Annotated in this window: 25 protein-coding genes and 1 tRNA gene; 17 read left to right on the forward strand and 9 right to left on the reverse strand. The window is 42.0% G+C overall.

Going from position 1 to position 25,820, the window contains the following annotated elements; translation table 11 throughout:
- Positions 1-77 precede the first annotated feature (77 nt).
- Positions 78-1,598 (forward strand): alanine/glycine:cation symporter family protein, encoded by a 1,521-nt coding sequence (locus M0M83_RS09725; protein ID WP_125891060.1) that lies wholly within the window; start codon positions 78-80, stop codon positions 1,596-1,598.
- Between the two features lie 8 nt (positions 1,599-1,606).
- Here the strand turns inward: M0M83_RS09725 and M0M83_RS09730 are convergent.
- Positions 1,607-1,694, reverse strand: a tRNA-Ser gene (locus tag M0M83_RS09730).
- A 338-nt stretch (positions 1,695-2,032) separates the two neighbouring features.
- Between M0M83_RS09730 and ghrA the strand changes: the two genes are divergently transcribed.
- Both ghrA and M0M83_RS09740 read left to right on the forward strand, forming a co-directional pair.
- Positions 2,033-2,974, forward strand: coding sequence for a glyoxylate/hydroxypyruvate reductase GhrA (gene ghrA, locus M0M83_RS09735; RefSeq protein WP_248468367.1), 942 nt, complete (start codon positions 2,033-2,035; stop codon positions 2,972-2,974).
- Between the two features lie 136 nt (positions 2,975-3,110).
- Complete coding sequence (locus M0M83_RS09740; RefSeq protein ID WP_248468368.1) at positions 3,111-3,662, forward strand: TorD/DmsD family molecular chaperone; 552 nt, start codon at positions 3,111-3,113, stop codon at positions 3,660-3,662.
- 153 nt (positions 3,663-3,815) lie between these two features.
- Here the strand turns inward: M0M83_RS09740 and M0M83_RS09745 are convergent, their stop codons facing one another.
- Positions 3,816-4,376 (reverse strand): lipoprotein, encoded by a 561-nt coding sequence (locus M0M83_RS09745; RefSeq protein WP_213912796.1) that lies wholly within the window; start codon positions 4,374-4,376, stop codon positions 3,816-3,818.
- A gap of 38 nt (positions 4,377-4,414) precedes the next feature.
- On the reverse strand, positions 4,415-5,620 hold the full coding sequence (gene mdtH / locus M0M83_RS09750) for a multidrug efflux MFS transporter MdtH (protein ID WP_248468369.1): 1,206 nt from the start codon (positions 5,618-5,620) through the stop codon (positions 4,415-4,417).
- 323 nt (positions 5,621-5,943) lie between these two features.
- Here mdtH and rimJ point away from each other — a divergent pair, with 323 nt between their 5' ends.
- The 3 genes from rimJ to M0M83_RS09765 all read left to right on the forward strand — a co-directional run bounded on the left by rimJ (position 5,944) and on the right by M0M83_RS09765 (position 8,788).
- Complete coding sequence (gene rimJ, locus M0M83_RS09755) at positions 5,944-6,531, forward strand: ribosomal protein S5-alanine N-acetyltransferase (protein WP_213912794.1); 588 nt, start codon at positions 5,944-5,946, stop codon at positions 6,529-6,531.
- A gap of 83 nt (positions 6,532-6,614) precedes the next feature.
- Positions 6,615-8,153, forward strand: coding sequence for a murein biosynthesis integral membrane protein MurJ (gene murJ / locus M0M83_RS09760; RefSeq protein ID WP_248468370.1), 1,539 nt, complete (start codon positions 6,615-6,617; stop codon positions 8,151-8,153).
- Between the two features lie 176 nt (positions 8,154-8,329).
- Positions 8,330-8,788: a helix-turn-helix transcriptional regulator gene (locus M0M83_RS09765; protein ID WP_248468371.1), complete on the forward strand. Its 459-nt coding sequence runs from the start codon at positions 8,330-8,332 to the stop codon at positions 8,786-8,788.
- Positions 8,789-8,835: 47 nt separating this feature from the next.
- On the opposite strand, the gene argS is transcribed toward M0M83_RS09765, so the two are convergent.
- The gene (gene argS / locus M0M83_RS09770; RefSeq protein WP_125891067.1) at positions 8,836-10,566 is read right to left on the reverse strand and encodes an arginine--tRNA ligase; all 1,731 of its coding nucleotides are present in this window, start codon (positions 10,564-10,566) and stop codon (positions 8,836-8,838) included.
- A 168-nt stretch (positions 10,567-10,734) separates the two neighbouring features.
- Between argS and M0M83_RS09775 the strand changes: the two genes are divergently transcribed.
- The 5 genes from M0M83_RS09775 to M0M83_RS09795 all read left to right on the forward strand — a co-directional run bounded on the left by M0M83_RS09775 (position 10,735) and on the right by M0M83_RS09795 (position 16,352).
- Positions 10,735-11,289 carry a VOC family protein gene (locus tag M0M83_RS09775; protein ID WP_125891068.1) on the forward strand — a complete coding sequence of 185 codons (555 nt, stop codon included), beginning with the start codon at positions 10,735-10,737 and terminating at the stop codon, positions 11,287-11,289.
- 181 nt (positions 11,290-11,470) lie between these two features.
- Positions 11,471-12,232, forward strand: a complete 762-nt coding sequence (gene cutC, locus M0M83_RS09780; protein ID WP_125891069.1) for a copper homeostasis protein CutC — start codon at positions 11,471-11,473, stop codon at positions 12,230-12,232.
- 290 nt (positions 12,233-12,522) lie between these two features.
- Positions 12,523-14,946 (forward strand): DMSO/selenate family reductase complex A subunit, encoded by a 2,424-nt coding sequence (locus M0M83_RS09785; protein ID WP_213912793.1) that lies wholly within the window; start codon positions 12,523-12,525, stop codon positions 14,944-14,946.
- A gap of 10 nt (positions 14,947-14,956) precedes the next feature.
- Positions 14,957-15,574, forward strand: a complete 618-nt coding sequence (locus tag M0M83_RS09790; RefSeq protein WP_125891071.1) for a DMSO/selenate family reductase complex B subunit — start codon at positions 14,957-14,959, stop codon at positions 15,572-15,574.
- Between the two features lies 1 nt (position 15,575).
- A complete protein-coding gene (locus M0M83_RS09795) occupies positions 15,576-16,352 on the forward strand; it encodes a dimethyl sulfoxide reductase anchor subunit family protein (protein WP_248468372.1) in 777 nt (258 codons plus the stop codon).
- Positions 16,353-16,413: 61 nt separating this feature from the next.
- Here M0M83_RS09795 and cmoB read toward each other — a convergent pair whose 3' ends face one another.
- The 5 genes from cmoB to M0M83_RS09820 form a co-directional block, all read right to left on the reverse strand.
- Entirely contained in the window at positions 16,414-17,385 is a 972-nt protein-coding gene (gene cmoB, locus M0M83_RS09800) for a tRNA 5-methoxyuridine(34)/uridine 5-oxyacetic acid(34) synthase CmoB (RefSeq protein WP_213912791.1), read from the reverse strand.
- 2 nt (positions 17,386-17,387) lie between these two features.
- A complete protein-coding gene (cmoA, locus tag M0M83_RS09805) occupies positions 17,388-18,137 on the reverse strand; it encodes a carboxy-S-adenosyl-L-methionine synthase CmoA (protein ID WP_125891074.1) in 750 nt (249 codons plus the stop codon).
- Between the two features lie 131 nt (positions 18,138-18,268).
- Complete coding sequence (locus tag M0M83_RS09810) at positions 18,269-18,667, reverse strand: MAPEG family protein (protein WP_125891075.1); 399 nt, start codon at positions 18,665-18,667, stop codon at positions 18,269-18,271.
- Between the two features lie 149 nt (positions 18,668-18,816).
- On the reverse strand, positions 18,817-19,221 hold the full coding sequence (locus tag M0M83_RS09815; RefSeq protein WP_125891076.1) for an NUDIX hydrolase: 405 nt from the start codon (positions 19,219-19,221) through the stop codon (positions 18,817-18,819).
- Positions 19,222-19,329: 108 nt separating this feature from the next.
- A complete protein-coding gene (locus M0M83_RS09820) occupies positions 19,330-19,653 on the reverse strand; it encodes a DUF4377 domain-containing protein (RefSeq protein WP_125891077.1) in 324 nt (107 codons plus the stop codon).
- Positions 19,654-20,162: 509 nt separating this feature from the next.
- Here M0M83_RS09820 and aspS point away from each other — a divergent pair.
- The 6 genes from aspS to ruvB all read left to right on the forward strand — a co-directional run bounded on the left by aspS (position 20,163) and on the right by ruvB (position 25,720).
- A complete protein-coding gene (gene aspS / locus M0M83_RS09825) occupies positions 20,163-21,932 on the forward strand; it encodes an aspartate--tRNA ligase (protein WP_248468373.1) in 1,770 nt (589 codons plus the stop codon).
- A 5-nt stretch (positions 21,933-21,937) separates the two neighbouring features.
- Positions 21,938-22,369 (forward strand): dihydroneopterin triphosphate diphosphatase, encoded by a 432-nt coding sequence (gene nudB / locus M0M83_RS09830; RefSeq protein ID WP_125891079.1) that lies wholly within the window; start codon positions 21,938-21,940, stop codon positions 22,367-22,369.
- A 30-nt stretch (positions 22,370-22,399) separates the two neighbouring features.
- Positions 22,400-23,143: a YebC/PmpR family DNA-binding transcriptional regulator gene (locus M0M83_RS09835; protein ID WP_213912788.1), complete on the forward strand. Its 744-nt coding sequence runs from the start codon at positions 22,400-22,402 to the stop codon at positions 23,141-23,143.
- Between the two features lie 268 nt (positions 23,144-23,411).
- Complete coding sequence (gene ruvC, locus M0M83_RS09840) at positions 23,412-23,933, forward strand: crossover junction endodeoxyribonuclease RuvC (RefSeq protein ID WP_125891081.1); 522 nt, start codon at positions 23,412-23,414, stop codon at positions 23,931-23,933.
- 142 nt (positions 23,934-24,075) lie between these two features.
- Positions 24,076-24,693: a Holliday junction branch migration protein RuvA gene (gene ruvA, locus M0M83_RS09845; protein ID WP_102140268.1), complete on the forward strand. Its 618-nt coding sequence runs from the start codon at positions 24,076-24,078 to the stop codon at positions 24,691-24,693.
- Positions 24,694-24,709: 16 nt separating this feature from the next.
- Positions 24,710-25,720, forward strand: coding sequence for a Holliday junction branch migration DNA helicase RuvB (ruvB, locus tag M0M83_RS09850; protein WP_125891082.1), 1,011 nt, complete (start codon positions 24,710-24,712; stop codon positions 25,718-25,720).
- Positions 25,721-25,820: the final 100 nt, after the last annotated feature.

Below are 25,820 nucleotides of genomic sequence, written 5' to 3' on the forward strand. Positions count from 1 at the left end.
CCTGAGTACCCAAGTGGACTCAGGTTTTTTTACCCTGCAAATACAAATAAACAATTACAATAACGAAGGAGTACAAAATGGAAGCCATCGTTAATACAATCGTTGGTTACATCTGGGGTAATGCATTAGTGGTATTATCACTAGGTGTTGGGCTCTATTTTACATTAGCGACTCGGGGTGTACAGTTTCGCTACCTTATTAAAATGGTGTGTTTGTTAAAGGAAAATAAAGCGTCAAAAGAAGGCATTTCCTCCTTCCAAGCATTCTGTTTAGCGTTGTCAGGACGTGTGGGGGTGGGGAATATCGCGGGGGTGGCGACAGCCATTGCCGCAGGTGGCCCCGGTGCGATTTTTTGGATGGTTGTCATGGGGTTATTAGGTGGAGCAAGTGCATTTATTGAATCCACACTCGCTCAAATATACAAACAGCGCTCTGATGACCAATACCGTGGAGGCTCCCCTTACTATATCGAAAAAGGGTTAAAATTGAAGCCATTTGCCATTATGGTGGCTGCTGTTATTTGCCTGTCTTATGGTGTGCTGGTTCCGGGTATTCAAGCCAATACCATAGCGGATTCCTTTCAATCCTCATTCAACTTACCCCCAATTGCCACTGGCGGCATTGTGACAGTGCTGATGGCATGGCTAATTTTTGGTGGTATAAAACGTATTGCGAGTGCAGCGGATAAGATTGTACCAATTATGGCATTGGCTTATATCGTCATGATGGTGATCATCTTGGGTAGCCATTACGAACAAGTGCCGGCTATGTTCAGTTTAATTTTCCGCAGTGCGATGGGAATGGACGCTGTATTCGGTGGTATTATTGGTACGGCTGTTTCATGGGGTGTGCGTCGTGCAGTTTTTTCCAATGTGGCCGGTGCGGGTGAAGCCACATTTAGTTCTGCGGCCGCTGAGGTAAGCCATCCTGTAAAACAAGGTTTGATCCAAGCATTTTCGATTTATATTGATACTGTCGTTGTGTGTACAGCATCGGGTCTGATGATCCTTGTCACGAATATGTATAACGTTTTTCCCGATGGCTCGGCAACGGCCTTAGTTGAATATGTCCCAGGGGTTGCAGCAGGAACTGCATGGACTCAGATGGCGGTATCAACCGTCTTTACTTCTGCAGGGTCAGGATTCGTCTCAATCGCTGTATTTTTATTCGCATTCACAACATTGATGGCTTATTACTATATTGCAGAAACCACAATTGTTTATCTTGATAGAAAATTGCGTTACCCCATTCTTAAATTGATACTGAAATTTGTATTTTTGATTATTGTTTTTATAGGAAGCGTGCAATCAGTCAGCTTAATGTGGAGTCTCGGTGATATCGGGTTCGGTAGCATGAGTTATCTTAATCTTATCGCCATTGTCTTCCTATCAAAACCTGCATTACGGGCACTGCGTGACTTTGAGCGGCAGGAAAAACTCGGTGTTGACCCAGTGTTTGACCCAAAAATAGCAGGAGTAGAAAATGCAGAACTTTGGGAAGATATAAGCCGCGAATATCACGAACAAGGAATTGGTATAGAACCGAAAGAGAAAAAAAATCAAGGGATAGCATATCAAGAAGAAGAGAGGAAAAACTAGAAGAAAAATGGCGGTGAGGGAGGGATTCGAACCCTCGATACGTTGCCGTATACACACTTTCCAGGCGTGCTCCTTCAGCCTCTCGGACACCTCACCGTTTTTCTAAAACTGTTGTGGAGTAGGGAATAAAAACCTGCTCTGCAACGGGGCGCTACTATAGGGAAAATAGCGTCTTACGTCAACTCCCTATTTCTCCTTTTTCCGACTTTTGTTGCTGTTTAGCTAAATAAAAAACAATTTGATTATTATCTAATCTTAAATGCAATCAACTAAGGTAAATAATACTTTTGATGTTAATTTTAAAACGGCAAGTCGTAGAGGTAAAAACCGTTAGCTAGTTAACAAAATTCTGATTGAGTAGCGTGTATAGGCTTGATTAACTTGAAAAGAAATGCCATTCGGCACACTCTGTTAGAAACCAAAGAGGAGTTGCCATGAATATTTTATTTTACCATCCATTTTTTGATTCAAAACAGTGGATTGACGGTATGAAAGCGCGATTACCCCAAGTGAATATTCGCCAATGGGAAAAAGGGGATAACCAAAGTGCAGATTACGCTATGGTTTGGTTACCGCCTTATGAATGTCTCGCTGGTCGCAGTGATTTAAAAGGTATTTTCGCGTTAGGTGCGGGTGTGGATGCTATTTTAAAGCAAGAACAAGACAAACCTGGAACCTTACCGGCAGGCGTTCCTGTCATGCGTTTGGAAGACACGGGTATGGCGATCCAAATGGAAGAATACGCTTGTGCAAAAGTATTAAGCTATTTTCGTCGTATGGATGAATACCGCCAGTTGCAATCACAGCGTCAATGGAAGCAATTACCAGCCTACCAACACGAAGATTTTGTTATCGGTGTGATGGGGGCTGGTGCATTAGGGCAAGCTGTTGCAAAGCGCTTAGTTAGCTTTGGTTTTCATGTAAGAACATGGAGCCGCTCTGAAAAGCAACTGGATAACGTGAAAAGTTATTTTGGTAATGACCAATTAGCCTGTTTTCTTTCTGGTACCCGCGTGGTTATTAACCTTCTGCCAAGTACACCAGAGACCGTGGGTATATTAAACCAGCAGCTGTTTAGCCAATTAGAGCAAGGGGCATATGTCATCAACCTTGCGCGTGGAGCCCATTTAGTTGAACAAGATTTGCTTGTCGCGCTTGAATCAGGGCAAGTGGCAGGTGCAGCACTTGATGTTTTTGCGAGTGAGCCACTATCGCAAATGCACCCGTTCTGGACACATCCACGCATCGCTATCACTCCCCATGTGGCAGCCTTTACAAAACCGAAAGAAGCCATGGATATGATTGTCAGTAATATCGAACGCATTGAAGCAGGCCAAGCCCCTGTTGGTGTGGTTGATATGCAACGCGGTTATTAGCCACTTTTTTGTTGTGAGTGGTCTTTGTGGCCACTTGCAATCATCTATCCTAATCTTTTTCCTATTTTTTCGATATACTAAAGCTATTGCTTCAGTCACGAGGTGTGACTACCGGATCTGTAAAATAGGATAATATATGAACGAATTTTCAATTGTCTGCCGCATTTTGGGGACACTATTTCAACGTAGTCCCTCTGATAGCCTCGTAAAGCCGCTTATTGATATGATTGCTCAAGATAAATTAAAAGCATCATGGCCATTGGAACAAGATGAGTTGTGGTCACGCATGGCGAAAGATCTCGATATCAATGCGCTTAATGCGGATTACCAAGCTCTGTTTGCCGGTGGATCCCCAGCAGTTTCAATGTTAGCGAATGATTACGATTCTGAAATTACAGAAGCAGAGGTTCGCGAATTTTTAACGGTGAGAGGAATGTCTTTGACGAATGCGCCTGCTGATGCCTTTGGTGCTTTGCTACTCGCAGCGTCTTGGTTGGAAGACCAAGCGGCGGAAGATGAAACCGCAGCTCAAGAAGAGTTATTTGATAGCTATATTCTGAGCTGGTATGGCAGCTTTTTAGGGAAGGTTGAAGCACATGCAACAACCCCATTTTACCGTACTCTAGCCCAAATTACCCGTGATGCTGTAATCGCACTGCGTGATGAACTTGACTCAGATGTGGAATAATTGTGACGCTGTCACTTTTTGGTGTGGGTGTTACTCGATTTTAGCCGACGATGTTGATTAATAATTTTGATTGAATTTGGCCTAATAAAAAAGGCAACAGATTTTCTTGTTGCCTTTAATGCTTTTATCAATCGAAATAATTTATGGTTAAAATCAATCGACTAGTGGAATGACCAGTTTACCTGGTTTGATTTCCAGCCCTTTAGCGAGTTTCTTCGCGGTTGCTTCAGCAGCACCATTATCTGGATTTAACACATAAACAGGCTGGGTTTCAAAGAAAGTTTCAAGTGAACTGTTTAAGTACGGAATAACAGCTGACATAGCGGTATCCATATTTTCTGGCGTCACTTTGTAATTGCTAATATTCAATTCTTTTAAGTAAATTGAGCCTGTTTTAGCGTCAAAGTAAGGGCGAGCAGTGAGTGTCAGGTTAATTTGTGCTTCTGCTTTACCAATAAGCGAGTCTAATTTAACGGTTGCATCCCCCGTTAATGCGACTTTCCCTGGTTCACTGCGGCCAATTTCTGATTTTAAATTCGCGAGCTGAATATCCGCATCAGCAAAACCCGTAATGCCGACTTTATGGTCATATTTTACTTTATTAGCAAGGTAATTATTAATTTGTGACTCACTAATACTAAACTCAGATAATTGGCTACAGCCCGATAACAGAGTGACAAAGCCCACCATAGCAGCGATTAAAAACTTCTTCATAAAGACTCCTTTTGCAGTAACACAGCTAGTTTAGCGCATTACTGCCCACTCAACATGACTGTTTCAATTTTTTTACGGTTAAATTGCTTATGAAGAGCCCATAAAGTAATAAAACCGATGATCCCTAATAAGAACCAAGGTAATTGTGGCATATTCCATTGGTGGCCAATATCGTACATCCAGCCCCCACCGGTATAACCGACAGCTCCCCCTAAAGCAAGGCCTAAGCGGCTAAAGCCCATATAGCTCCCACGAGCTCTTGGGTCAGCAAGTGACGCACTTAATGTTTCTCTAGCGGGGTCAGCGGTGATTGTGCCGAGATAAAAGAGGCAAATAAGGGCAAATAGCGTATTGAGTGAGGTTGTCATGCCAATTGGAAACATACTCAGGCTCATTAAAAATAGCCCAGCCATGAGCCGGTGTTCAAGGCGAAAATATTTTTCACTCCAACGTGCAATGGGATAAAGCAACGTTAAGGATATCGCAGCTTCAATAGCATACATCCATTTGACTGCGGTTGGCGTACCGGCTAACTCATTGACAACAATAGGGAACATTAGCATTACTTGAACTGACAACATAAAATAGCCCGCTAAAGTGACAACGTAACTCACAAAGCGTTTGTCTTTTAGTACGCGGCCCATACCTTCTTTGATGGGAGTTCTGACGGTTGAGATCCGATAAGCAGGTAATAACCATGCATTACAGATGGCAGCAATGATAAAAACCGCAGCGCCAACCCAGCAAACATAATGGAAGTCATATTGTAGTAGCCAACTTCCAATCAACGCACCGATAACAGCGCCAGCACTGTCTTGCATTAAGAGTAAAGAATAAAAACGGCCGCGTTCATAAGGGCGGGTCAATTTAATCACTAAGGCTGTCCGTGGGGGATCAAATAAGGTGCCACCCAGAGCAGAAAGTACGCAAGACAACCATAAAACCCAAGGGTCATGGGCCACTGCCATCACCGCAAAACCACTGGCGCGCAATAACATTCCAATGACAATCATGGGTTTTGCGCCAAATCGGTCAGCAATAGCACCGCCAAAAATCCCCAAACCCTGTTGAACAAACTGACGAAGTCCTAAGGCAAAACCCACCACGACGGCAGCCCAACCCAGTTGATCAACAAATCGAATAGAAATTAGTGGAAAAACAACAAAAAAGCCGAGGACAACCAACATGTTGTCAAGCAAAAGGAAATACTTACCAAGGCTTCTTGCCCGTGACACCTGCGCCATGAGACACCATCAGAAAAATAGCAAAGAGGGAATGTTTTTTTAAATTACGTATCAATAATATCAGTATATTGCGGGGTAATAGATGATATATTTTTATCGATAAATATTCGTCATACTTCACTCTGTGACGGTGTTGACTGCGTTCGGCTACTTGGGTCACATAGTTATGTATGCTGCACAACGAAGAAATCTAGTGATGTATTGGTATTTTAATTTACGTAATATGTTTTTCGTCAACGCATTGTAAGCTACACTTTAGCGTTCTAAGTTATTGGCTTGGAAAGAGAGAAAATATCTGGCTTTTTATTAATTAAGGGTTAACGATGTTTGGTTATCGTTCAAATGTACCGAAAGTGCGACTTGTCACTGATAGAATGGTTATCCGTTTGACTTATGAACGTGATAACTATCGGCTAGCTGATTATTACAGCCTGAACAAAGACTTTTTAATTCCGTGGGAACCCATCAGGGACAAATCTCATTATCAGCCAGCAGGTTGGCAAAATCGGTTACAAGTCATGAATGAAATGCATCGAGAAGGGAGCGCTTTCCATTTCGTACTATTAGATAAAGAAGAAAACGAAGTGATGGGAGTCGCGAATTTTAGTAATGTATTGCGCGGCTCATTTTATGCATGTTATTTAGGTTATTCTCTCGGTGAAAAATGGCAAGGTCAAGGCCTAATGTATGAGGCACTAACCCAAACTATCCGTTACATGCAGCAGCACCAAAAAATGCATCGAATTATGGCAAATTATATGCCTCATAATATGCGTAGTGGTAATTTATTGACCAAGCTTGGCTTTGAACGGGAAGGCTATGCAAAGCAATACTTACAAATCAACGGTGAGTGGCGTGACCATGTATTGACGGCACTGACAGATAACACTTGGGCATTGAATAAAGCCTAAATTCCTAATTTACTTTTCAATCGTAGTCAGTTGCAGTGCACACTGTTAAACTGATGCGATTGTATTCTTTTAGTTTATCAATCATGAATTTATTAAAATCATTGGCGGCAGTAAGCTCCATGACCATGATGTCTCGTGTGCTTGGGTTTATTCGTGATGCCATTATCGCCCGAGTGTTTGGTGCAGGAGCCGCGGCTGACGCCTTTTTTGTCGCCTTTAAATTACCGAATCTTTTACGTCGAATTTTTGCTGAAGGTGCCTTTTCACAAGCCTTTGTTCCAATATTAGCGGAATATAAAAACCAGCAGGGAGAAGAGGCCACCCGTACATTCGTCGCTTATATTGCTGGGATGCTAACCCTCGCTTTAGCGATCGTAACTATCCTTGGTATGATTGCCGCCCCTTGGATCATTTATGTCACCGCACCTGGTTTTACCGATGATGCTGACAAATTTGCGCTGACGACAGATCTTTTACGAGTCACATTCCCTTATATCTTTCTGATCTCTCTGGCCTCTCTTGCAGGCGCAATCCTGAATACTTGGAACCGTTTTTCGGTCCCTGCATTTGCGCCAACGTTGCTCAATGTCAGTATGATCATTTTTGCTGCTTTCGCTGCTCCTTACTTTAACCCACCCATTATGTCATTGGCGTGGGCGGTGTTGGTTGGCGGTGTTTTGCAACTTGTCTACCAACTACCCCATCTTAAAAAGGTGGGTATGTTAGTGTTACCACGCCTGTCATTTCGTGATAGTGGGGTTTGGCGTGTAATGAAAATGATGGGGCCAGCAATTATCGGGGTTTCAGTCGCGCAAATTTCTTTAATTATCAACACAATATTTGCTTCTTTCTTACAATCAGGTTCAGTGTCATGGATGTATTACGCGGATAGACTAATGGAATTGCCATCTGGGGTACTTGGTGTGGCCCTTGGGACAATTTTATTACCATCATTAGCGAAAAGCTTCACGAGCGGCAACCAAAATGAGTATCGCCAATTAATGGACTGGGGATTACGCCTTTGTTTATTACTTGCTCTACCTTGTGCGTTAGGGTTGGCAATACTCGCTGAAGCATTAACGGTATCATTATTTCAATATGGTAATTTCACAGCACATGACTCATTAATGACGCAATACGCTTTAATTGCCTACTGTGTAGGGTTAACAGGCATGATTTTGGTGAAAATTTTGGCACCAGGTTTTTATTCGCGCCAAAATATTCGTACGCCAGTGAAGATTGCGATTGTCACTTTAATTTTAACCCAATTGATGAACTTAGCCTTTATTGGCCCTTTACAACATGCTGGTTTAGCCTTATCTATTGGGTTAGCGGCATGTTTTAATGCGGGCGTTCTCTATTGGCAGCTGCGTAAGCAAGATATTTTTCAGCCTTTAGCCGGCTGGAAAGGGTTCATATTTAAATTATTGATAGCGTTAATTGTAATGGGCGCTGTGCTGTTTGGTGTTTTACACTTCATGCCATCTTGGCAAGAAGGTAATATGTTGATGCGTATGCTACGTTTGATAGGCGTCGTGATTATTGGTGCTGGAAGTTATTTCGTAGCTTTATATGTACTGGGGTTCCGCCCTCGTGATTTTATGAAACGTAGTGTTGCCTAATTAATAAGCCGTCAACGACCTTAAAAGCCCAATTTTAATGAGAAAATTGGGCTTTTTTTATCTCTGTAATCTGCGTCGTTAAGGAAAAAATAACCATAGATCTGTTTCCTTCAATTTCTAGTGAGTTCTTAAATTAATGCCCATAGTAACTGAATTATTAATTTCAAAATTATTTTATGAAATTTCAATTAATTGTTTTTATTGATAAAAATAATAACCTACTCTATTTTTGGGGTACATTGACAGGGTTGTTGTTACAACAATCAAGTGATAGGGAGATATTCAATTCCTTGAATATAAAAGTGGAATCTATTGATTCCGCTTTAGTTGGGTTAAGTGATATTGCCGAATTGACAGGACTAACTTGTCAGGCAGTGGCTTTATTAAAAGATGGAGCCCGAGGGAAAGGCCATTTTCCAGCCCCCGTACAACGCTTGAATGGCGCATCGCCGTTATGGGACTTGGCGAGCGTTGCTCACTGGTTACAACAGAATAACCGGTTGTCGCATAACCCTGAACTTTATGAACAAGCAAAAACACTTTGCAAATGGAACTTAGTACTCCGTAATTGCGCGAATGAATATATCGATGAATTGCAAAAACTAACATCAAAGTTAGCAAAGCAACGCAAATAAAAACGGCTCACCGAAGTGAACCGCTAATAGGCTATTTATTGGTTTGATTACATTCTTTCAACGGTTTCAATACCTAGAGTGTCTAAGCCCGTTTTTAACGTTCTTTGGGTTAATGCAGCCAATTTCAAGCGGCTTTGGCGTTGGGCTTCGTCATCAGCTGACAAGATAGGGCAGTGCTCATAGAAACCAGAGAATAAACCGGCTAATTCATACAAATAAGCACACATAACATGAGGTGTGCCATCACGTGCAACAGTGAGAATGGTTTCTTCAAACTGTAATAAACGTGTTGCAAGTGCAATTTCACGCGGGTCTTGTAATGAAATAGGCAGAGTGAGGTCTGCGTGGGTTAAATTGGCTTTCTTGAAAATAGAGGCCACACGGGTATATGCGTATTGCATATACGGCGCGGTATTTCCTTCGAAAGCTAACATGTTGTCCCAATCGAAAATATAGTCAGTCGTTCTGTTTTTGGACAAGTCAGCGTATTTAACGGCGCCAATACCGACAACATTTGCGACATTGAGCAATTCATCTTCAGGCATATCTGGGTTTTTCTCACGGATCAGCGCTTGAGCGCGTTCAACAGCTTCATCCAGCAAGTCTGATAAACGAACGGTACCACCGGTACGAGTCTTAAACGGTTTACCATCTTTCCCTAACATCATCCCGAACATATGGTGCTCAAGCGCCATCGATTCAGGGATGTAACCTGCTTTACGGACGATGGTCCATGCTTGCATCAAATGTTGATGTTGGCGTGAGTCAATATAGTAAAGAGAACGGTCAGCGTGCAGGGTTTCGTAACGGTATTTAGCACAGGCGATATCGGTTGTTGTATACAAGAAGCCACCATCTTTTTTCTGGACGATCACGCCCATAGGTTCGCCTTCTTTATTTTTGAATTCATCAAGGAAAACAACCGTTGCGCCTTCACTCTCAACAGCTAAACCTTTAGCTTTTAAATCTGCAACAATACCCGGTAGCATGCTGTTATATAAGCTTTCACCCATCACGTCATCTTCGGTCAATGTGACATTTAAGCGGCGATAGGTTTCTTGGTTTTGTTGCATGGTGATATCAACCAATTTGCGCCACATTTGGCGGCAATATTCATCACCGGATTGCAATTTTACAACGTAGCCACGAGCACGTACTGCGAACTCTTCATCTTCGTCGTAGTGTTTTTTAGCTTCGCGATAAAACTCTTCGAGGTCAGCAAGCGCCATATCGGTGGCATCTTCATTTTGCACTTTTTCAAGGTAGGCAATTAACATGCCAAATTGCGTACCCCAATCACCGACGTGGTTGGCACGAATAACTTTATGACCAATAAATTCTTGGGTACGAGCAGCTGCATCACCAATGATGGTTGAACGCAAATGACCCACGTGCATTTGTTTCGCAACATTAGGCGCTGAATAGTCAATGACAATTGTCTCAGGCTTGACTGGTGCGACGCCTAGGCGTTGTGATGCTAATGCCTCTTCAACGTGTTTTTCAACCCACGTTGGCTCAAGGAAAATATTAATAAAGCCTGGGCCGGCAATTTCAACTTTGCTGGCAATCCCTTCCAAATCTAAGTGATTAACAAGCTGTTCAGCCAGTTGTCGCGGAGCTATCCCCATTTTTTTAGCCGCGCCCATCACTCCATTCGCTTGGTAATCACCAAACTGAGCTTTAGCGGATTGACGCACAAGTGCATCACTGTCTTCTGGAGCACCCGCTGCTAACATCGCAGCACTAATTTTATCTGAAAGAATCGCCTGAATATTCACCGAATTACCTTAAATTGCGAACCATAGTTACCACATTGTGCCATCACATGCGTATAACTAAAAGGTTGAAGAGAAAAATCGGCAGGTTTTATACCATATTTTGGGGCTCTCATGCTACAGTCTGCGCCATTGTTTAGTAGATAAGTTTTTGTAAAGAGGGGGCTTTAGATGCCACAATTTAGCAAAATTTCGCAATTACAAGATTTATGGGATGACCTACCTGTGTTTATGGGTAAATTACAACAGTTAGCGCAGGAACTGAACTTATCATTGTCATCTTTTCCGATAGATCACATCTCGGTGCGTTGCCATCATATGGCAACCGCAGAACGTTGGCATCAAGGGCTAATGGAATGCGCTGAGCTTTTATCTGACAATGTTATCAATGGTAGGCCAATTCGTTTATATGAGTTAAGAGAGCCATTAAATGTCGCGGGTCAAGAGGTATTTATTATTGAGTTGCCTTTCCCAAAAGACAAAATTTACCCGAAAGAAAGCTGGGAACATATCGAAATGGTGATTGATATTGATCCGAGTCAACTAGAAACCACAGCATTTCAGTTATTACCAGATCCTTTACCCCAAGGGTATCGTATTAAGGTAAGCCAACCCAAAGGGCAGCAAGAAAGGTTGCCAAATCCAACATTAGCAGTGTCAAATGGCGAAATAACGGTTAAATACCATCCTTTTACGCTAAAAAAGATAATTGAAAGTGAAAAATAAGTGATGCAATTAACGTTATTGATTAATAGTACAGGTTAACTTTTAGTGATGTGATATCCATCCGATAACATTTTTTAATAAATGGCATTATTAAGCGAATTGTTAACGTTTTGGATTAAAGCGTTTCATTATTTTTGGGCACATAAAGCCAGTGTTTTATTGCTCTATTTCGGAGGTCGTAATGGCAAAACTGGAAATCTGTTGTTTCGGAATTGAATGTGCCCAAGTGGCTCAAGAATATGGTGCAGATCGTATCGAACTCTGCTCTGGCGCTGCAGACGGTGGCCTGACCCCCAGTTATGGTTACCTGAAATTAGCCAAAGAGAAACTACATATTCCAGTTCATCCTATTATTCGTCCTCGCGGTGGTGATTTTTGCTATAACATTAGCGAATTTGACGTGATCCGCGAAGATTTAATTATGATTAAGGAAATGGGTTTTTCAGGTGCCGTTATCGGTATATTAGATAGCGAAGGGCGTATTGATATCAACAGAATGCATACGTTGATGGAAATAGCACAAGGGATGAATATTACCTTCCACCGCGCATTTGATATGTGCATTAATCCATTGTTAGCTTTAGAACAATTAAAAGAGCTCGGTGTTGCGCGTATTTTAACTTCTGGGCAGCAACAAAGTGCAGAGTTAGGTTTACCACTTTTAAAAGAGCTACATGAAAAAAGCCAGCAAATTAATGGGCCACAAATTATGGCGGGTGCGGGAGTACGTTTAGCCAATTTAAGTAAATTCATGGAGATTGGCTTATCTGAGGTACACAGTTCTGCAGGGAAAACGGTGCCATCAACCATGAATTACCGTAAAGTAGGGGTCACAATGGCCTCTAATAGCGAAACGGATGAATTCTCCCATTATTGTGTGGATGGCCCTACGGTAGAAGCGATGAAGGACTTTATTTCTATTACAGAAAAAGTGTTGGTTTAATTGCCGCTAGCCACAATAGGCAGCTTGACGATAGAAATTTAAATAGATTGTTATTCTCTAAGGAAAATCAATTAGTTGGTTTTCCTTGTTATTTTTCAGTCAACCAATGGCTAGTTATCATTAAAATATCAACTAAGTAAATTTATAATATTGTTTATTTGTCATTAATAGCTCAATTATTGCTTGTATTGATACACATCAATTAACCCTTGTTTTTATAAGGTTACCATCTAATTACTATAAGAATACTCAGTAATTCAATTTATAATAATTAATGAGGTAGCAATGTAATGATCAATAAAATCAGGGAAAAAGCGCTGAGTCGGAGACAGTTTATTCAAGCCTCTGCCTCTGTCGCCACGACAACGGCTATTGCCAGTTCCATCTCTCTACCTTTTTCCGCTCAAGCAACACCCACCATCACAATCCAACCAGATGAAGTCAGCGAAAAAATCAAATACAGTGCGTGCTTAGTCAATTGTGGTAGCCGCTGCCCACTCAAAGTGCATGTAAAAGATGACGTTATTACGCGCATATCGAATGAAACTATGTATGACGACACCCAATTTGGCTTACATCAAATACGCCCCTGTTTGAGAGGGCGCTCTGTTCGTTGGAAAACCTATAACCCAGACCGCTTGAAATACCCATTATTGCGTACCGGTAAACGGGGAGAAGGGAAATTTAAACGGATCAGCTGGGATGAAGCGACGACGATTGTGGCTCAAAAGCTGCGCTCAACTATTGATACTTATGGCAATGAAGCCATTTACTACCAGTATGGTTCAGGATCTACCGGTGCTAATTTGCAGGGACGTAATGCCTGCAAGCGTCTATTAAACCAACTAGGTGGGTTTCTTGATCAACATGGAACTTACTCAACAGCACAAATAAACGGTGTTATTCCATATGTCTATGGCAAGTTAGATGATTCATTACTGTCTGAAATAGCCAATAGCGATTTAGTCGTGATGTTTGGCCATAATATTGCGGAAACGCGGATGTCCGGTGGTGGTCAGTTCTACGAAACCTTAAAAGCATTAGAAAAAAGCCAAGCTAAAGTCATTATTATTGACCCGCGTCGTACTGATAGCGTAACAACGCTAGGCGCTGAATGGATCCCGATTTACCCGGGCACTGACGGAGCGCTTGTGGCTGCGATTATCCATACATTAATTAAAGAACAATTGACGGATGAGGCCTTTCTAGCGAAATACTGTGTAGGCTGGGATAGCCAGACACTTCCTGAGTCTGCGCCACAAAATGGCTCATATAAGGATTATATTTTAGGACTTGGTGATGATGGTATTGAAAAAACGCCGCAATGGGCAAGCCAAATTACAGGCGTTTCACCCACTCGTATTATTCAATTGGCTCGAGAGTTGGGTAATGCAAAAGCCGCGTGGATTTCTCAAGGCTGGGGATTGCAAAGAACCGCATCGGGAGAACAAGCGGCTCGAGCTGTGATGATGTTGCCGATTGTCACGGGGCATATTGGACGCCCAGGAACGAATGCGGGTGGATGGGGAGGCAACGTAGCGTACTCTGTGCCTGGTTTTGCTATCCCGAACCCAGTTAAAACGCAGATCCCGTGCTTTATGTGGACTGATGCGATTGCACGCGGAACCGAAATGACCGCGACAAATTCAACACTACTCGGTAAAGAGCGCCTTGAAACTAACGTGAAATTTTTATGGCACTATGCAAGTAATGTCACGGGTAATCAACATTCTGATTTGAACAAGACCCATAAAATTTTAACGGATGAGTCCCTATGTGAATTCATTTTAGTTTGGGATACGCATATGACGCCGTCGACTAAATATGCGGATTTGATCCTACCCGATGTGACCAGTGTTGAATCGAATGATTTAATTAATAATTCGTATGCAAGCGGTGCTTACCATTATGCTATTCGTCTACAAAATGCGATTACGCCATTATGGGAGTGTCGCCAATCCTATGATGTTTTAACCGATATTGCTGAAAAACTGGGGATTAAAGACCAATTTACCGAAGGTCGTACTCATGAGCAGTGGATAGAACATTGCTATAACTTGATGCGAGAAAAAAATCCCCATTTGCCAACGTTTGAAGAAACGAATGACATGGGAATTGTTGATAGAAAATTGGCGGATAGTGCTGATTATATTGCATTAAAACCATTTAGAGATTCGCCTGAAACTGCGCCATTACCAACCCCATCGGGTAAAATCGAAATCTATTCAGAAAGGCTCGCTAAGATAGCAAAAGAGTGGGAATATCCGACTGACCAACGAATTCCTGCTGTGCCTGAATATTGTGTAAATACGGAAGGTGTTGAAAATAAAGAAACTAAACAGAAATATCCGCTGCAAATGACGGGGTATCACGATAAAGGCCATGCGCATTCATCGTATTTTAATATTGCGATATTACGTGAAGCCGTGCCTCATCAATATTGGATTAACCCAATTGATGCATCGGCTCGAGGTATTCAGAGTGGCGATATGACTGAAATTTTCAATGATCGTGGACGTATGCATATTAAAGCGAAAGTGACTGAGCGTGTATTACCTGGTGTCATTGCGGTTCCGCAAGGTGCTTGGCGGGAAGTTAATGAGGAAGGGGTCGATATTGGTGGTTGTATCAATACATTAACCACACAACAACCCTCAGCTCTTGTTAAAGGGAATCCACAACATACTAACTTAGTTGACGTGAAACGTGCATAAGGAGCGACAAATGAAACAGTATGGTTTTTATTTCGACTCAACAAAATGCACAGGATGTAAAACGTGTCAGGTGAGTTGTAAAGATGAGAAAGACCTTGATTTAGGGCCTAAATTTCGTCGGGTATATGAGTTTGGTGGTGGTAGTTGGCAGCAGCAAGAGGGGATATGGCAGCAGAATATTTATAACTACTATCTATCAATTTCCTGTAATCATTGTTCTAACCCAACATGTGTTGAAGGTTGCCCAACAGGGGCGATGCATAAACGTGAGCAAGATGGGTTAGTCGTGGTAGATCAAACCATTTGTGTTGGATGCCGTTACTGCGAGTTACGCTGTCCATACGGCGCACCGCAGTATGACGAAAAGAAAAAATTGATGAGTAAATGCGATGGATGCTATGAACGTGTCGAAAAAGGGATGAAACCGGTGTGTGTTGACTCCTGTCCACAACGTGCATTGGATTTTGACGATATCAATCTTCTACGTGAGCGTCATGGCAATATTAGCGGGGTCGCCCCCATGCCAAATCCGTCTCTTACTCATCCTAACATTGTGATTAAGCCGCATAAAGATGCTAAACCTTGTGGTGAAAAGAGCGGTAAATTACAAAATCCAGCAGAGGTATAATATGCACGAACTTCCACTCGTTTTTTTCACCGTATTGGGGCAGTCAGCGGCAGGTTTATATTTGTTGGCGTATGCAAGTCGAAAACTGGGCATGTTGAGCGAAACCCAATTGCGTCATTCCAATATAGCGGCATTTGTCATTATGATCATTGCGCTAGCCATCGGTGGGCTACACGTTGGGCAGCCTCTGCGCTTCTTTAATATGCTTTTAGGTGTAGGCCGTTCACCAATGAGTAATGAAGCTTTGCTTAGTGGTATTTTTGTTGCTTTTGGGGCAGCAACTTTATTATTCACCTTGTTTATTAAAAATAAAGCGCTGAGTGAACTGTGTAATGTTGCCACGGTTATTTTTGGTTTGGCATTCGTATGGTCAATTCCTCAAGTGTATAATATTGCCACGGTAGCGAACTGGTTTACTGTTTTCACGACATTACAAATGTGGATGACACTGTTAGTGGCTGGTGGCGCATTAGCGATTTTATTCGGCTCTCTGCGCTTGGGGGCGATGGCATTTTTGATTGGCTCAATTATGATTTTTGCCACTCGTGCAGCTTATGTCGCATTTTTAGGTGAGACAGGGCCTGAAATTAGTGCCGAACAAGCAGGTTTTTGGAGCTTCCAGTTAGTCGTATTAGCGGTGATGCTGTTTGTTTATCCGGCTCTGTTGTATCGCGGAAAAAATTCATCCGTCATATTAGGTCTCGGTGCGCTAGCGGTTATTTTAGCGGAGTTATCCGGTCGAATTGCCTTTTATAATTTGTGGCAAATAACAATGTAATCGCTTGTTAATTACTATGATAATAAATGCCTATGACTTGATTGCCATAGGCATTTTATCTTTATGGCTTACGAGCAACTAAAATTGCACGTAGTGGTGCGGGGTAACCTTCGATAGTTTTAGTTTTATCATTTGGGTCTAAAAATTCAGCCAGTGAATCTGTTTTCATCCACTGTGTGCGGCGTTGCTCTTCCAAAGAGGTGACTTCTTGGTCAACAATTCGCACATCAACAAAACCACATTTTTCTAACCAAACTTTGAGCATTTTAGCGGAAGGAATAAAATAGACATTACGCATTTGGGCGTAACGGTCACCGGGGATCAAACACTGAAATTCATCCCCCTCAATAACCAGGCTCTCTAATACCAATTCGCCTTCACTCACTAATTGGTTCTTAAGTTGCCATAAATGGTCGAGCGGTGAGCGGCGGTGGTAAAGGACACCCATTGAAAATACGGTGTCAAATGCCTTCAATTCGGGCAGTTGTTCGATACCTAAAGGCAATAAGTGAGCACGTTGGTCATCACCTAATAGTTTTCTGACGGCTTCAAATTGACATAAAAATAGTTCAGTTGGGTCGATACCAACAACAAATTTGGCATCTTGCCCTAACATACGCCACATATGGTAGCCACTGCCACAACCTACATCTAAGACATAACGGTCTTTGAGTGATGAAATATGAGGTAGTACGCGATCCCATTTCCAGTCTGAGCGCCACTCAGTATCAATATTCACGCCATAGAGAGAAAAAGGGCCTTTACGCCATGGCATTAATTGTTCAAGAATATTATTCAGACGTCGCGTTTCGCCAGCAGTGAGCTCGGGTTCACGCGTTGCTGTCACGCTATTGCGTAAATCCAAATGGGTAGGCGCCATAACAGGTAGGTTATCTAGCATTTTTTCCCATGAGGAAAATCCACCGTGTAACCCTCGTTTTTTCCATTCTGAAAGTTGTGCCGGAAGCGTTTCAAGCCAATGGCTTAGAGGGCCAACTGCAATTTGTTGGTAAAAACGACCAAAATCAATCATGTCTAGGCCTCTTTAACCGCTAACAGTGAACCAAAATTAAAGCACTGGAACCAAACTTCACAGTGAGTAAAACCGACACTTTTTAAACGCGCTTTATGGGCTTCAACAGAATCTGTGAGCATCACATTTTCTAACATACTGCGTTTTTGGCTAATTTCTAATTCACTATAGCCATTCGCCCGTTTGAAGTCGTGATGCATATTGAACAATAACTCACCGATTTCCTTGTCTTCGAAGTTGAATTTCTCCGAAAGCACTAAAATACCGCCGGGTTGTAGCCCTTGATAAATCTTACTGAGTAATAATTGGCGATCTTCTGGGTTGAGAAACTGCAAGGTGAAATTGAGCACAACCATGGAAGCGTTTTCAATATTTACATCGCGAATATCGCCTTCGATAACATCAACTGGTGTGTCGGCACGATACGCATCAATATGGCGGCGGCAACGTTCAACCATTGCAGGGGAGTTATCAACAGCAATAATTTTGCTTTTTTCTACTGTAATATTACGCCTTATCGATAAGGTTGCGGCACCTAAAGAACAGCCTAAATCGTAAACATGGCTGTTGGGTTTGACAAAACGACCCGCTAGCATGCCAATCATCGTAATAATATTAGAGTACCCTGGCACGGAGCGTTGGATCATATCAGGGAATACTTCAGCAACTTTTTCATCGAATTGCCAGTCACCAAGGTTAGCGATAGGCGCAGAGAAAAGGCGGTCTTTTGAGGTTGGATCCGAATTTGACATAAGTTCTGTATTAAGCAAAAACAAAAGTAGTGGAGGATTGTATCAGAAAGGCAGTCTACTGAAAATCAATCCATAAGCAATGAAATAATAAGCGGCACATTAATAACTCGTGCCGTTACAGAGAATAAAAACTAAAGATTAAATGAAACGATCTGCAGCCAAGGTAGGTAATAGGTATTGGCGATAACCATCAGTGTCATCGCGAGGTAAGTGGCTACCATGCCGGAGCGACGATATGAGTGGTCGTGATTTTTCAAGCCGTAAGAGTGCAGTAGTCGGCCTGCAATTAAGATCAAACCACAAATATGAATCATCCATACTTGGGCGCCATTCATTTCCATTAAGAGCAATAAAATTAAAGCAATGGGAATGTATTCGATGGCATTACCATGAACGCGGATGGCGGTTTGTAATTCATAAAAACCGCCATCGCCATAGCCTATACGGTATTGGTTACGCAGCTTCACAACATTTAAGGATAATCTAAGCAGCAGTAAGGCACCCAGTACAGCATACAAAGAGCTGACCATTTTTTACTCCACCATAAAACGAATCAAACTATGAAAACACCTAAAAATATAAGTTATAGTAATGGGTATTGACAATATTTTGTGAATTGTAAATCCTAAAAAGCTGTTAGACAAATGAAATCACAACTTTTTTGAGTCAGTCTTACACACTATTTAATCAAACCTTCTTTTTTTAAGCGAGTTAAAATAGTCACCGCTGTGCTTGAGCAACGAGGTAAATCGTGAATGCTAAACCAGTCTAATTCTGCAATCTCAGCAGCGGGTTGTGGCTCCCCAGTATAGTCGGCAAAGTAACAACGAATACGGACGAGTGTTCCATCTGACTTACCGTCCGCTGGGCCAATAAATTCGCCATAAAACCGGATAGAGCCGACAATTAAGTCTAGTTTTAACTCTTCAGAAATCTCACGGCAGAGCGCTTGCTCATCACTTTCACCTTGCTCACGTTTTCCACCGGGTATATAAAATAAACTTTTGTTATGGGAACGCACCATTGCAATTTTGTGTTCGGATAAGGTGATTAACCCAAGCTTATCGATGATTTTAACACTCATAATAGGGACACTCTGTTACTTATCGATGCTTAAAGAATTATGGTTATAAGAGAGTCATTAAGTAAATTGATAAAATTACTTAATGACTTAAACTATATTGTTTGAAATTTATTTTTTATCAACGATTTTTACCAGCTCGTAACGAATACTAGGTGCATCAGCGGGTGGGTTTGGTACATCGAATTGCTTCACTTGCAAGGTGTAAGTGTAGCCAGGTTGGTATTCGAAACCTTGAATTGAGCTATAAAAAAGTTGCCAATCATCATTTGGATTTTCTTTCACTTTCATACACTTCATTGGGGCGACACCCATGCAATCAGCAAGTGAAGAATCAACATAAAACGTTTTTGTATTATCAGTCTCTGCGGGGTTCATATTTTGGCATCCTGCAAGTAATACGAACATGGAAGTAGCGAGTAATAATTTTTTCATTGGCAATCCTTAAATAGCAGATGATGATGAATTCAGCGTGTATCTATAGATTGCGATTATAGCAAACTGAAAAAGGTAACGATTCCGAAATAGAAATATTCATGATTAAAGCGATATTTATTAACCAATAATTGAATTGGAATACATTAAGTGGTGATATTTCACTCAAAAAGGTATCGAACTAATAAAATAAACCTTTGCTGCAATATGTACATGGTGCAGATAGTCCCTTAAAATTGATAGGGTCATCGTGATAGACGTCTATCTCGTTATTCAATTTTATTGTTGTTGATTAGAAAAACAATAATTGATGAAAATATGATTAAAAACAAAATGGTTTACGCGTTATGTAGAATACGTAACTATTTGTCTAACAGAATTTCCTGTATAATGTCTGCCTTTTTGACATTCTGAATTTTCAGCCCGTGTTTCGCAGATAAATAGGGTTCAGCAAAATGCCAAAATCCCGCAGCAAGCAAAAGCACAACAGCTGAGTAAAAGGATATTGTATGCGTACTAATTATTGTGGGCAGTTAAACATCGCTCACGAAGGCCAAAAAGTCACTCTTAGTGGATGGGTAAACCGCCGTCGCGACTTAGGTGGTTTGATTTTTATCGATATGCGTGACCGTGAAGGGATCGTGCAAGTTTTCTTCGACCCCGATCGTAAAGACATATTTGAAAAAGCGTCAGAACTGCGCAATGAGTTCTGTATCCAAATCACAGGGACTGTACGCGCACGTCCAGATAGCCAAAAAAATAAAGATATGGCAACGGGCGAAATTGAAGTTTTTGCTGAAGAGCTGAATGTTTTCAATAAATCAGAGCCGCTTCCATTAGATAGCAACCAAACGAATACAGAAGAGCGTCGTTTAAAATATCGCTATTTAGATTTGCGCCGCCCAGAGATGTCTGAGCGTCTGCGCACACGTGCCAAAATCACCAGCTTTGTTCGTAACTTTATGGATAACGAAGGGTTTTTGGACGTTGAAACGCCAATGCTAACCAAAGCAACACCAGAAGGTGCTCGTGACTATTTAGTGCCAAGTCGTGTTCATAAAGGTAAATTCTACGCATTACCGCAATCACCACAACTGTTTAAACAATTGTTGATGATGTCAGGCTTTGACCGTTATTATCAAATCGTAAAATGCTTCCGCGATGAAGATTTACGTGCAGACCGCCAACCTGAATTTACTCAAATCGACGTTGAAACTTCATTCATGACCGCAGAACAAGTGCGTGAAATCATGGAACGCATGATCCGTAACTTATGGTTAGAGGTTAAAGGCGTTGATTTAGGCAATTTCCCCATCATGACCTTTGCGGAAGCTATGCGTCGTTATGGTTCAGATAAACCAGACTTGCGTAACCCGATGGAGCTGGTGGATGTTGCTGATATCGTTAAAGATGTTGAGTTCGCGGTGTTCTCAGGTCCAGCGAACGATCCGAAAGGCCGTGTCGCAGCGCTGAAAGTGCCCGGCGGCGCAGCAATGACCCGTAAGCAAATCGACGAATATGGTCAATTTGTTGGTATTTATGGCGCAAAAGGCTTAGCTTGGATGAAAGTCAATGATCGCGCTAAAGGCCTTGAAGGTATTCAAAGCCCGGTCGCAAAATTCTTGAATGAAAACGTGATTAACCAGTTACTAGACCGTACTGGCGCAGTTGATGGCGATATCTTGTTATTTGGTGCGGGTGCGAAAAATGTGGTGACCGACTCTATGGGCGCATTGCGCTTGAAAGTTGGCCGTGACTTTGAAATCACTAATTTGAATAGCTGGCAGCCACTATGGGTGATTGATTTCCCTATGTTCGAAGAAGATGGCGAAGGCGGCTTAACGGCGATGCACCATCCATTTACATCACCTAAAGACTTCACACCAGAAGAGTTAGCAAGCAAGCCTGAAGAAGCCGTTGCTAATGCGTATGATATGGTCATCAATGGTTACGAAGTTGGTGGTGGTTCAGTCCGTATTCACCGCAACGAAATGCAACAAACCGTATTTAGTATTTTAGGTATTAATGAAGAAGATCAACGTGAGAAATTTGGCTTCTTATTAGATGCGTTGAAATATGGCACCCCACCACACGCAGGTTTAGCATTTGGTCTTGACCGTTTAGTCATGTTGTTAACAGGAACGGATAACATTCGTGATGTTATTGCCTTCCCGAAAACAACAGCGGCAGCTTGCTTAATGACGAATGCACCGAGCCATGCGAATCCAGATGCACTAACGGAACTCGCTATCGCGGTGGTTGCGAAAGACGAAGAGTAAGTTCAATGAAAAAATATAAGCGCCCGGAATCTGTATTAGTCATTATTGTGGCTCAAAGTAGTGGACGGGTGCTTATGTTACGACGTAAAGACGACCCAAACTTCTGGCAATCAGTGACTGGCAGTTTGGAGCCTGATGAAAAGCCGTATGAAACGGCGTGTCGTGAAATTAAAGAAGAAACCGGTTTTGAGGTTGAACAAAACCAGCTACAAGATTTGTCGCACAGTATCATCTTTGAAATTTTCCCGCATTTCAGGCATCGTTATGCACCTGATGTTACGCATTGCAAAGAACATTGGTTTAAAATGGTGCAAAGTGAAGAAAAAATGCCATTACTGACGGAACACAGTGAATTTCGTTGGCTAGCCCCCGATGAAGCAGCGAGCTTAACGAAATCCTGGAGCAACAGTCAGGCTATTTTAGAATTTGCTGTTTAATTATTTATTGACGTTTTTTGGAGATATTTCATGGCAGGTCATAGTAAATGGGCCAACACCAAACACCGTAAAGCGGCACAAGATGCTAAACGCGGTAAAATTTTCACTAAAATTATCCGTGAATTAGTGACTGCAGCTCGTTTAGGCGGTGGTGATCCCGCAACTAACCCGCGTTTACGTGCGGCTATAGATAAAGCATTATCTAACAACATGACCCGTGACACCTTAAACCGTGCTATCGCACGTGGTGTTGGTAATGATGAAAATGATAATATGGAAACCATCATTTATGAAGGTTATGGCCCAGGCGGAACGGCTGTTATGGTTGAATGCTTAAGTGATAACCGTAACCGTACTGTTTCTGAAGTGCGCCACGCATTCACTAAAACGGGTGGTAATTTAGGTACAGACGGTTCCGTTTCTTACTTATTCACTAAACGTGGCGTGATCACTTATGCACCAGGCGTTGATGAAGATGCCATAATGGAAGCGGCATTAGAAGCAGGCGCTGATGATGTTGAAACTTATGATGATGGTGCAATCGATGTTTACACAACGCCAGAAACGTTTGGTGAAGTGAAAGATGCATTAGATGCTGCGGGTTTCACCAGTGACGCTGCAGAAGTATCGATGATCCCATCGACTAAAGCGGAGTTAGATGCAGAAACGGCACCTAAATTATTACGCCTTATTGATATGTTAGAAGATTCAGATGACGTACAGGAAGTTTACCACAATGGTGACATTTCTGACGAAGTCGCTGCCACACTGTAAGTCGTGAGGCACTAAATGGCGGCATAGTCATTTAGTATAATCCGCGTAGAGAAAGCGGGCTGGCGCAGCCTGTTTTCTCTAACGCCTTCGATGCTTTCCTTCCTTTTATTCGCTATACTTGGCTAAGTATCAGTGCCATAACTCGCCTTTATTATCACTATTCTGAATGTTTGATTTGATATTCAAATAGCTATTTAATTGAAATTGATAGTATTATGAAGCTTATTAGAACAACATGGTTAATATAAAGAGGCATAAGTAAATTTATATGGCGATTATTTTAGGTATTGACCCTGGCTCTCGCGTTACGGGATACGGTGTTATTCGCCAACAAGGCCGGCAACTACTGTATTTAGGTAGTGGATGTATTCGTACCCAAGTTGATGATTTACCAAGTCGTCTGCAACGAATTTATGCGGGTGTCTCGGAAATTATCACCCAATATCAACCTGATGTGTTATCTATTGAACAAGTTTTCATGGCGAAGAATGCGGATTCTGCATTAAAACTCGGTCAAGCTCGAGGAGTTGCAATTGTTGCGGCTGCAAACATGAATATCCCCGTATTTGAATATGCAGCTCGTCAGGTCAAACAAACGGTGGTAGGCACAGGAGCCGCAGATAAAAGCCAAGTACAACATATGGTTAAATCGATTCTGAAGTTGTCAGCGAGTCCACAATCTGATGCGGCAGATGCTCTGGCAATTGCGATTACACATTGCCACTTCAATCAAAACCTTTTAAAAGTTGGCGATCCACGGTTAGTTTTAACGCGTGGTCGTTTAAGATAGCGAGTTTATCTTAAACAGAATCGCTTATTAATAAATAGCGTGCAACTGGATATGCATCCAGCATTTTTTGTGGTATAAACAACGGTATTAATGATAATAAACCAACCTGTTCAGGGTTTAGAGAGCAATAGAGGGCTTCAATGTGATAGGTCGTTTACGTGGTATTGTTTTAGAAAAGCAACCTCCAATCGTATTATTAGAGCTACAAGGTGTCGGTTATGAAGTCCATATGCCGATGACTTGTTTCTATGAATTACCCGAAATTGGTCAAGAAGCGATTGTTTTTACACATTTTGTTGTACGTGAAGATGCCCAATTATTATATGGCTTTAACGATAAGCAAGAAAGGGCGCTATTTAAAGAGCTGATCAAAGTTAATGGGGTTGGCCCAAAATTAGCGCTAGCAATATTATCTGGAATGTCTGCTCAACAATTTGTTTCTGCGATTGAGCAAGAAGCTATTGCATCACTGGTCAAATTACCTGGAATTGGTAAGAAAACGGCAGAACGTTTAGTGGTCGAAATGAAAGACCGCTTCAAAGGCTTAAATGGCGATTTATTTAATCAAAATAGCGACATTAACCTGCCAAGTGTTAACAGCAAAGTGCCAAGCATGGCAGATATTGAGGCGGAAGCCGCTGCTGCATTGATTGCTTTAGGCTATAAACCACAAGAAGCAAGCCGTATGGTGAGTAAAGTCGCAAAACCGGATAGTGACTCTGAAACATTGATCCGTGATGCCCTTCGTGCCGCACTTTGATTGAGAGACGTTGAATATGATTGAAGCTGATCGCCTAATAACGGCTGAAGTATTACAGTCAGATGAAGAAGCTATTGACCGTGCGATCAGGCCAAAGCTATTGAATGAATACATTGGTCAGCCTCAAGTTAAAGGCCAAATGGAAATCTTTATTCAGGCAGCTAAGATGCGAGGCGATGCACTTGATCATTTGCTAATCTTTGGCCCACCTGGGCTAGGTAAAACAACGTTGGCAGGGATCGTTGCGAATGAACTCGGTGTTAATCTACGCACAACTTCAGGGCCTGTATTAGAAAAAGCTGGCGATTTAGCGGCTATGTTAACTAATCTAGAACCCCATGATGTCTTATTTATTGATGAAATCCATCGATTATCTCCAGTTGTTGAGGAAATACTTTATCCCGCAATGGAAGATTACCAACTAGATATCATGATAGGTGAAGGGCCTGCTGCGCGCTCTATTAAAATTGATCTTCCCCCTTTCACATTAATTGGTGCAACGACCCGGGCAGGGTCACTCACATCGCCATTACGTGACCGCTTTGGTATTGTGCAACGCCTAGAATTTTATCAGGTCGATGATTTACAACATATTGTCAAACGTAGCGCCCAATATATGGGGCTAGATATCACCGAAGAAGGTGCGTTACAAGTTGCTATGCGATCGAGGGGGACACCACGTATTACCAACCGCTTGTTACGTCGTGTACGGGATTTCGCTCAAGTAAAAGGTGATGGCTCAATTGATGAGCTAATTGCTAATCAAGCATTAGACATGTTAAATGTTGATGCGGCAGGCTTTGATTATTTAGACCGTAAACTATTAGTGGCAATTATTGATAAATTTATGGGCGGTCCTGTTGGTGTTGATAACCTTGCAGCTGCCATCGGGGAAGAGCGTGAAACCATAGAAGATGTTTTAGAACCTTATCTTATCCAGCAAGGTTTTATTCAGCGTACCCCTAGAGGCCGAATGGCGACGGTTCATGCATATAACCACTTTGGTTTAACCCCTAAAGAAATTTAATTATATTAAATAAAAATGGCCCCAACATTGAAAGCAATGTTGGGGCCATTTGCATCAAAAATTGTATGTAACAACTGAAATTATGTAGCTCATGGCTTAA

This window comes from Providencia rettgeri, assembly GCF_023205015.1.
GTDB lineage: Bacteria > Pseudomonadota > Gammaproteobacteria > Enterobacterales > Enterobacteriaceae > Providencia > Providencia rettgeri_E.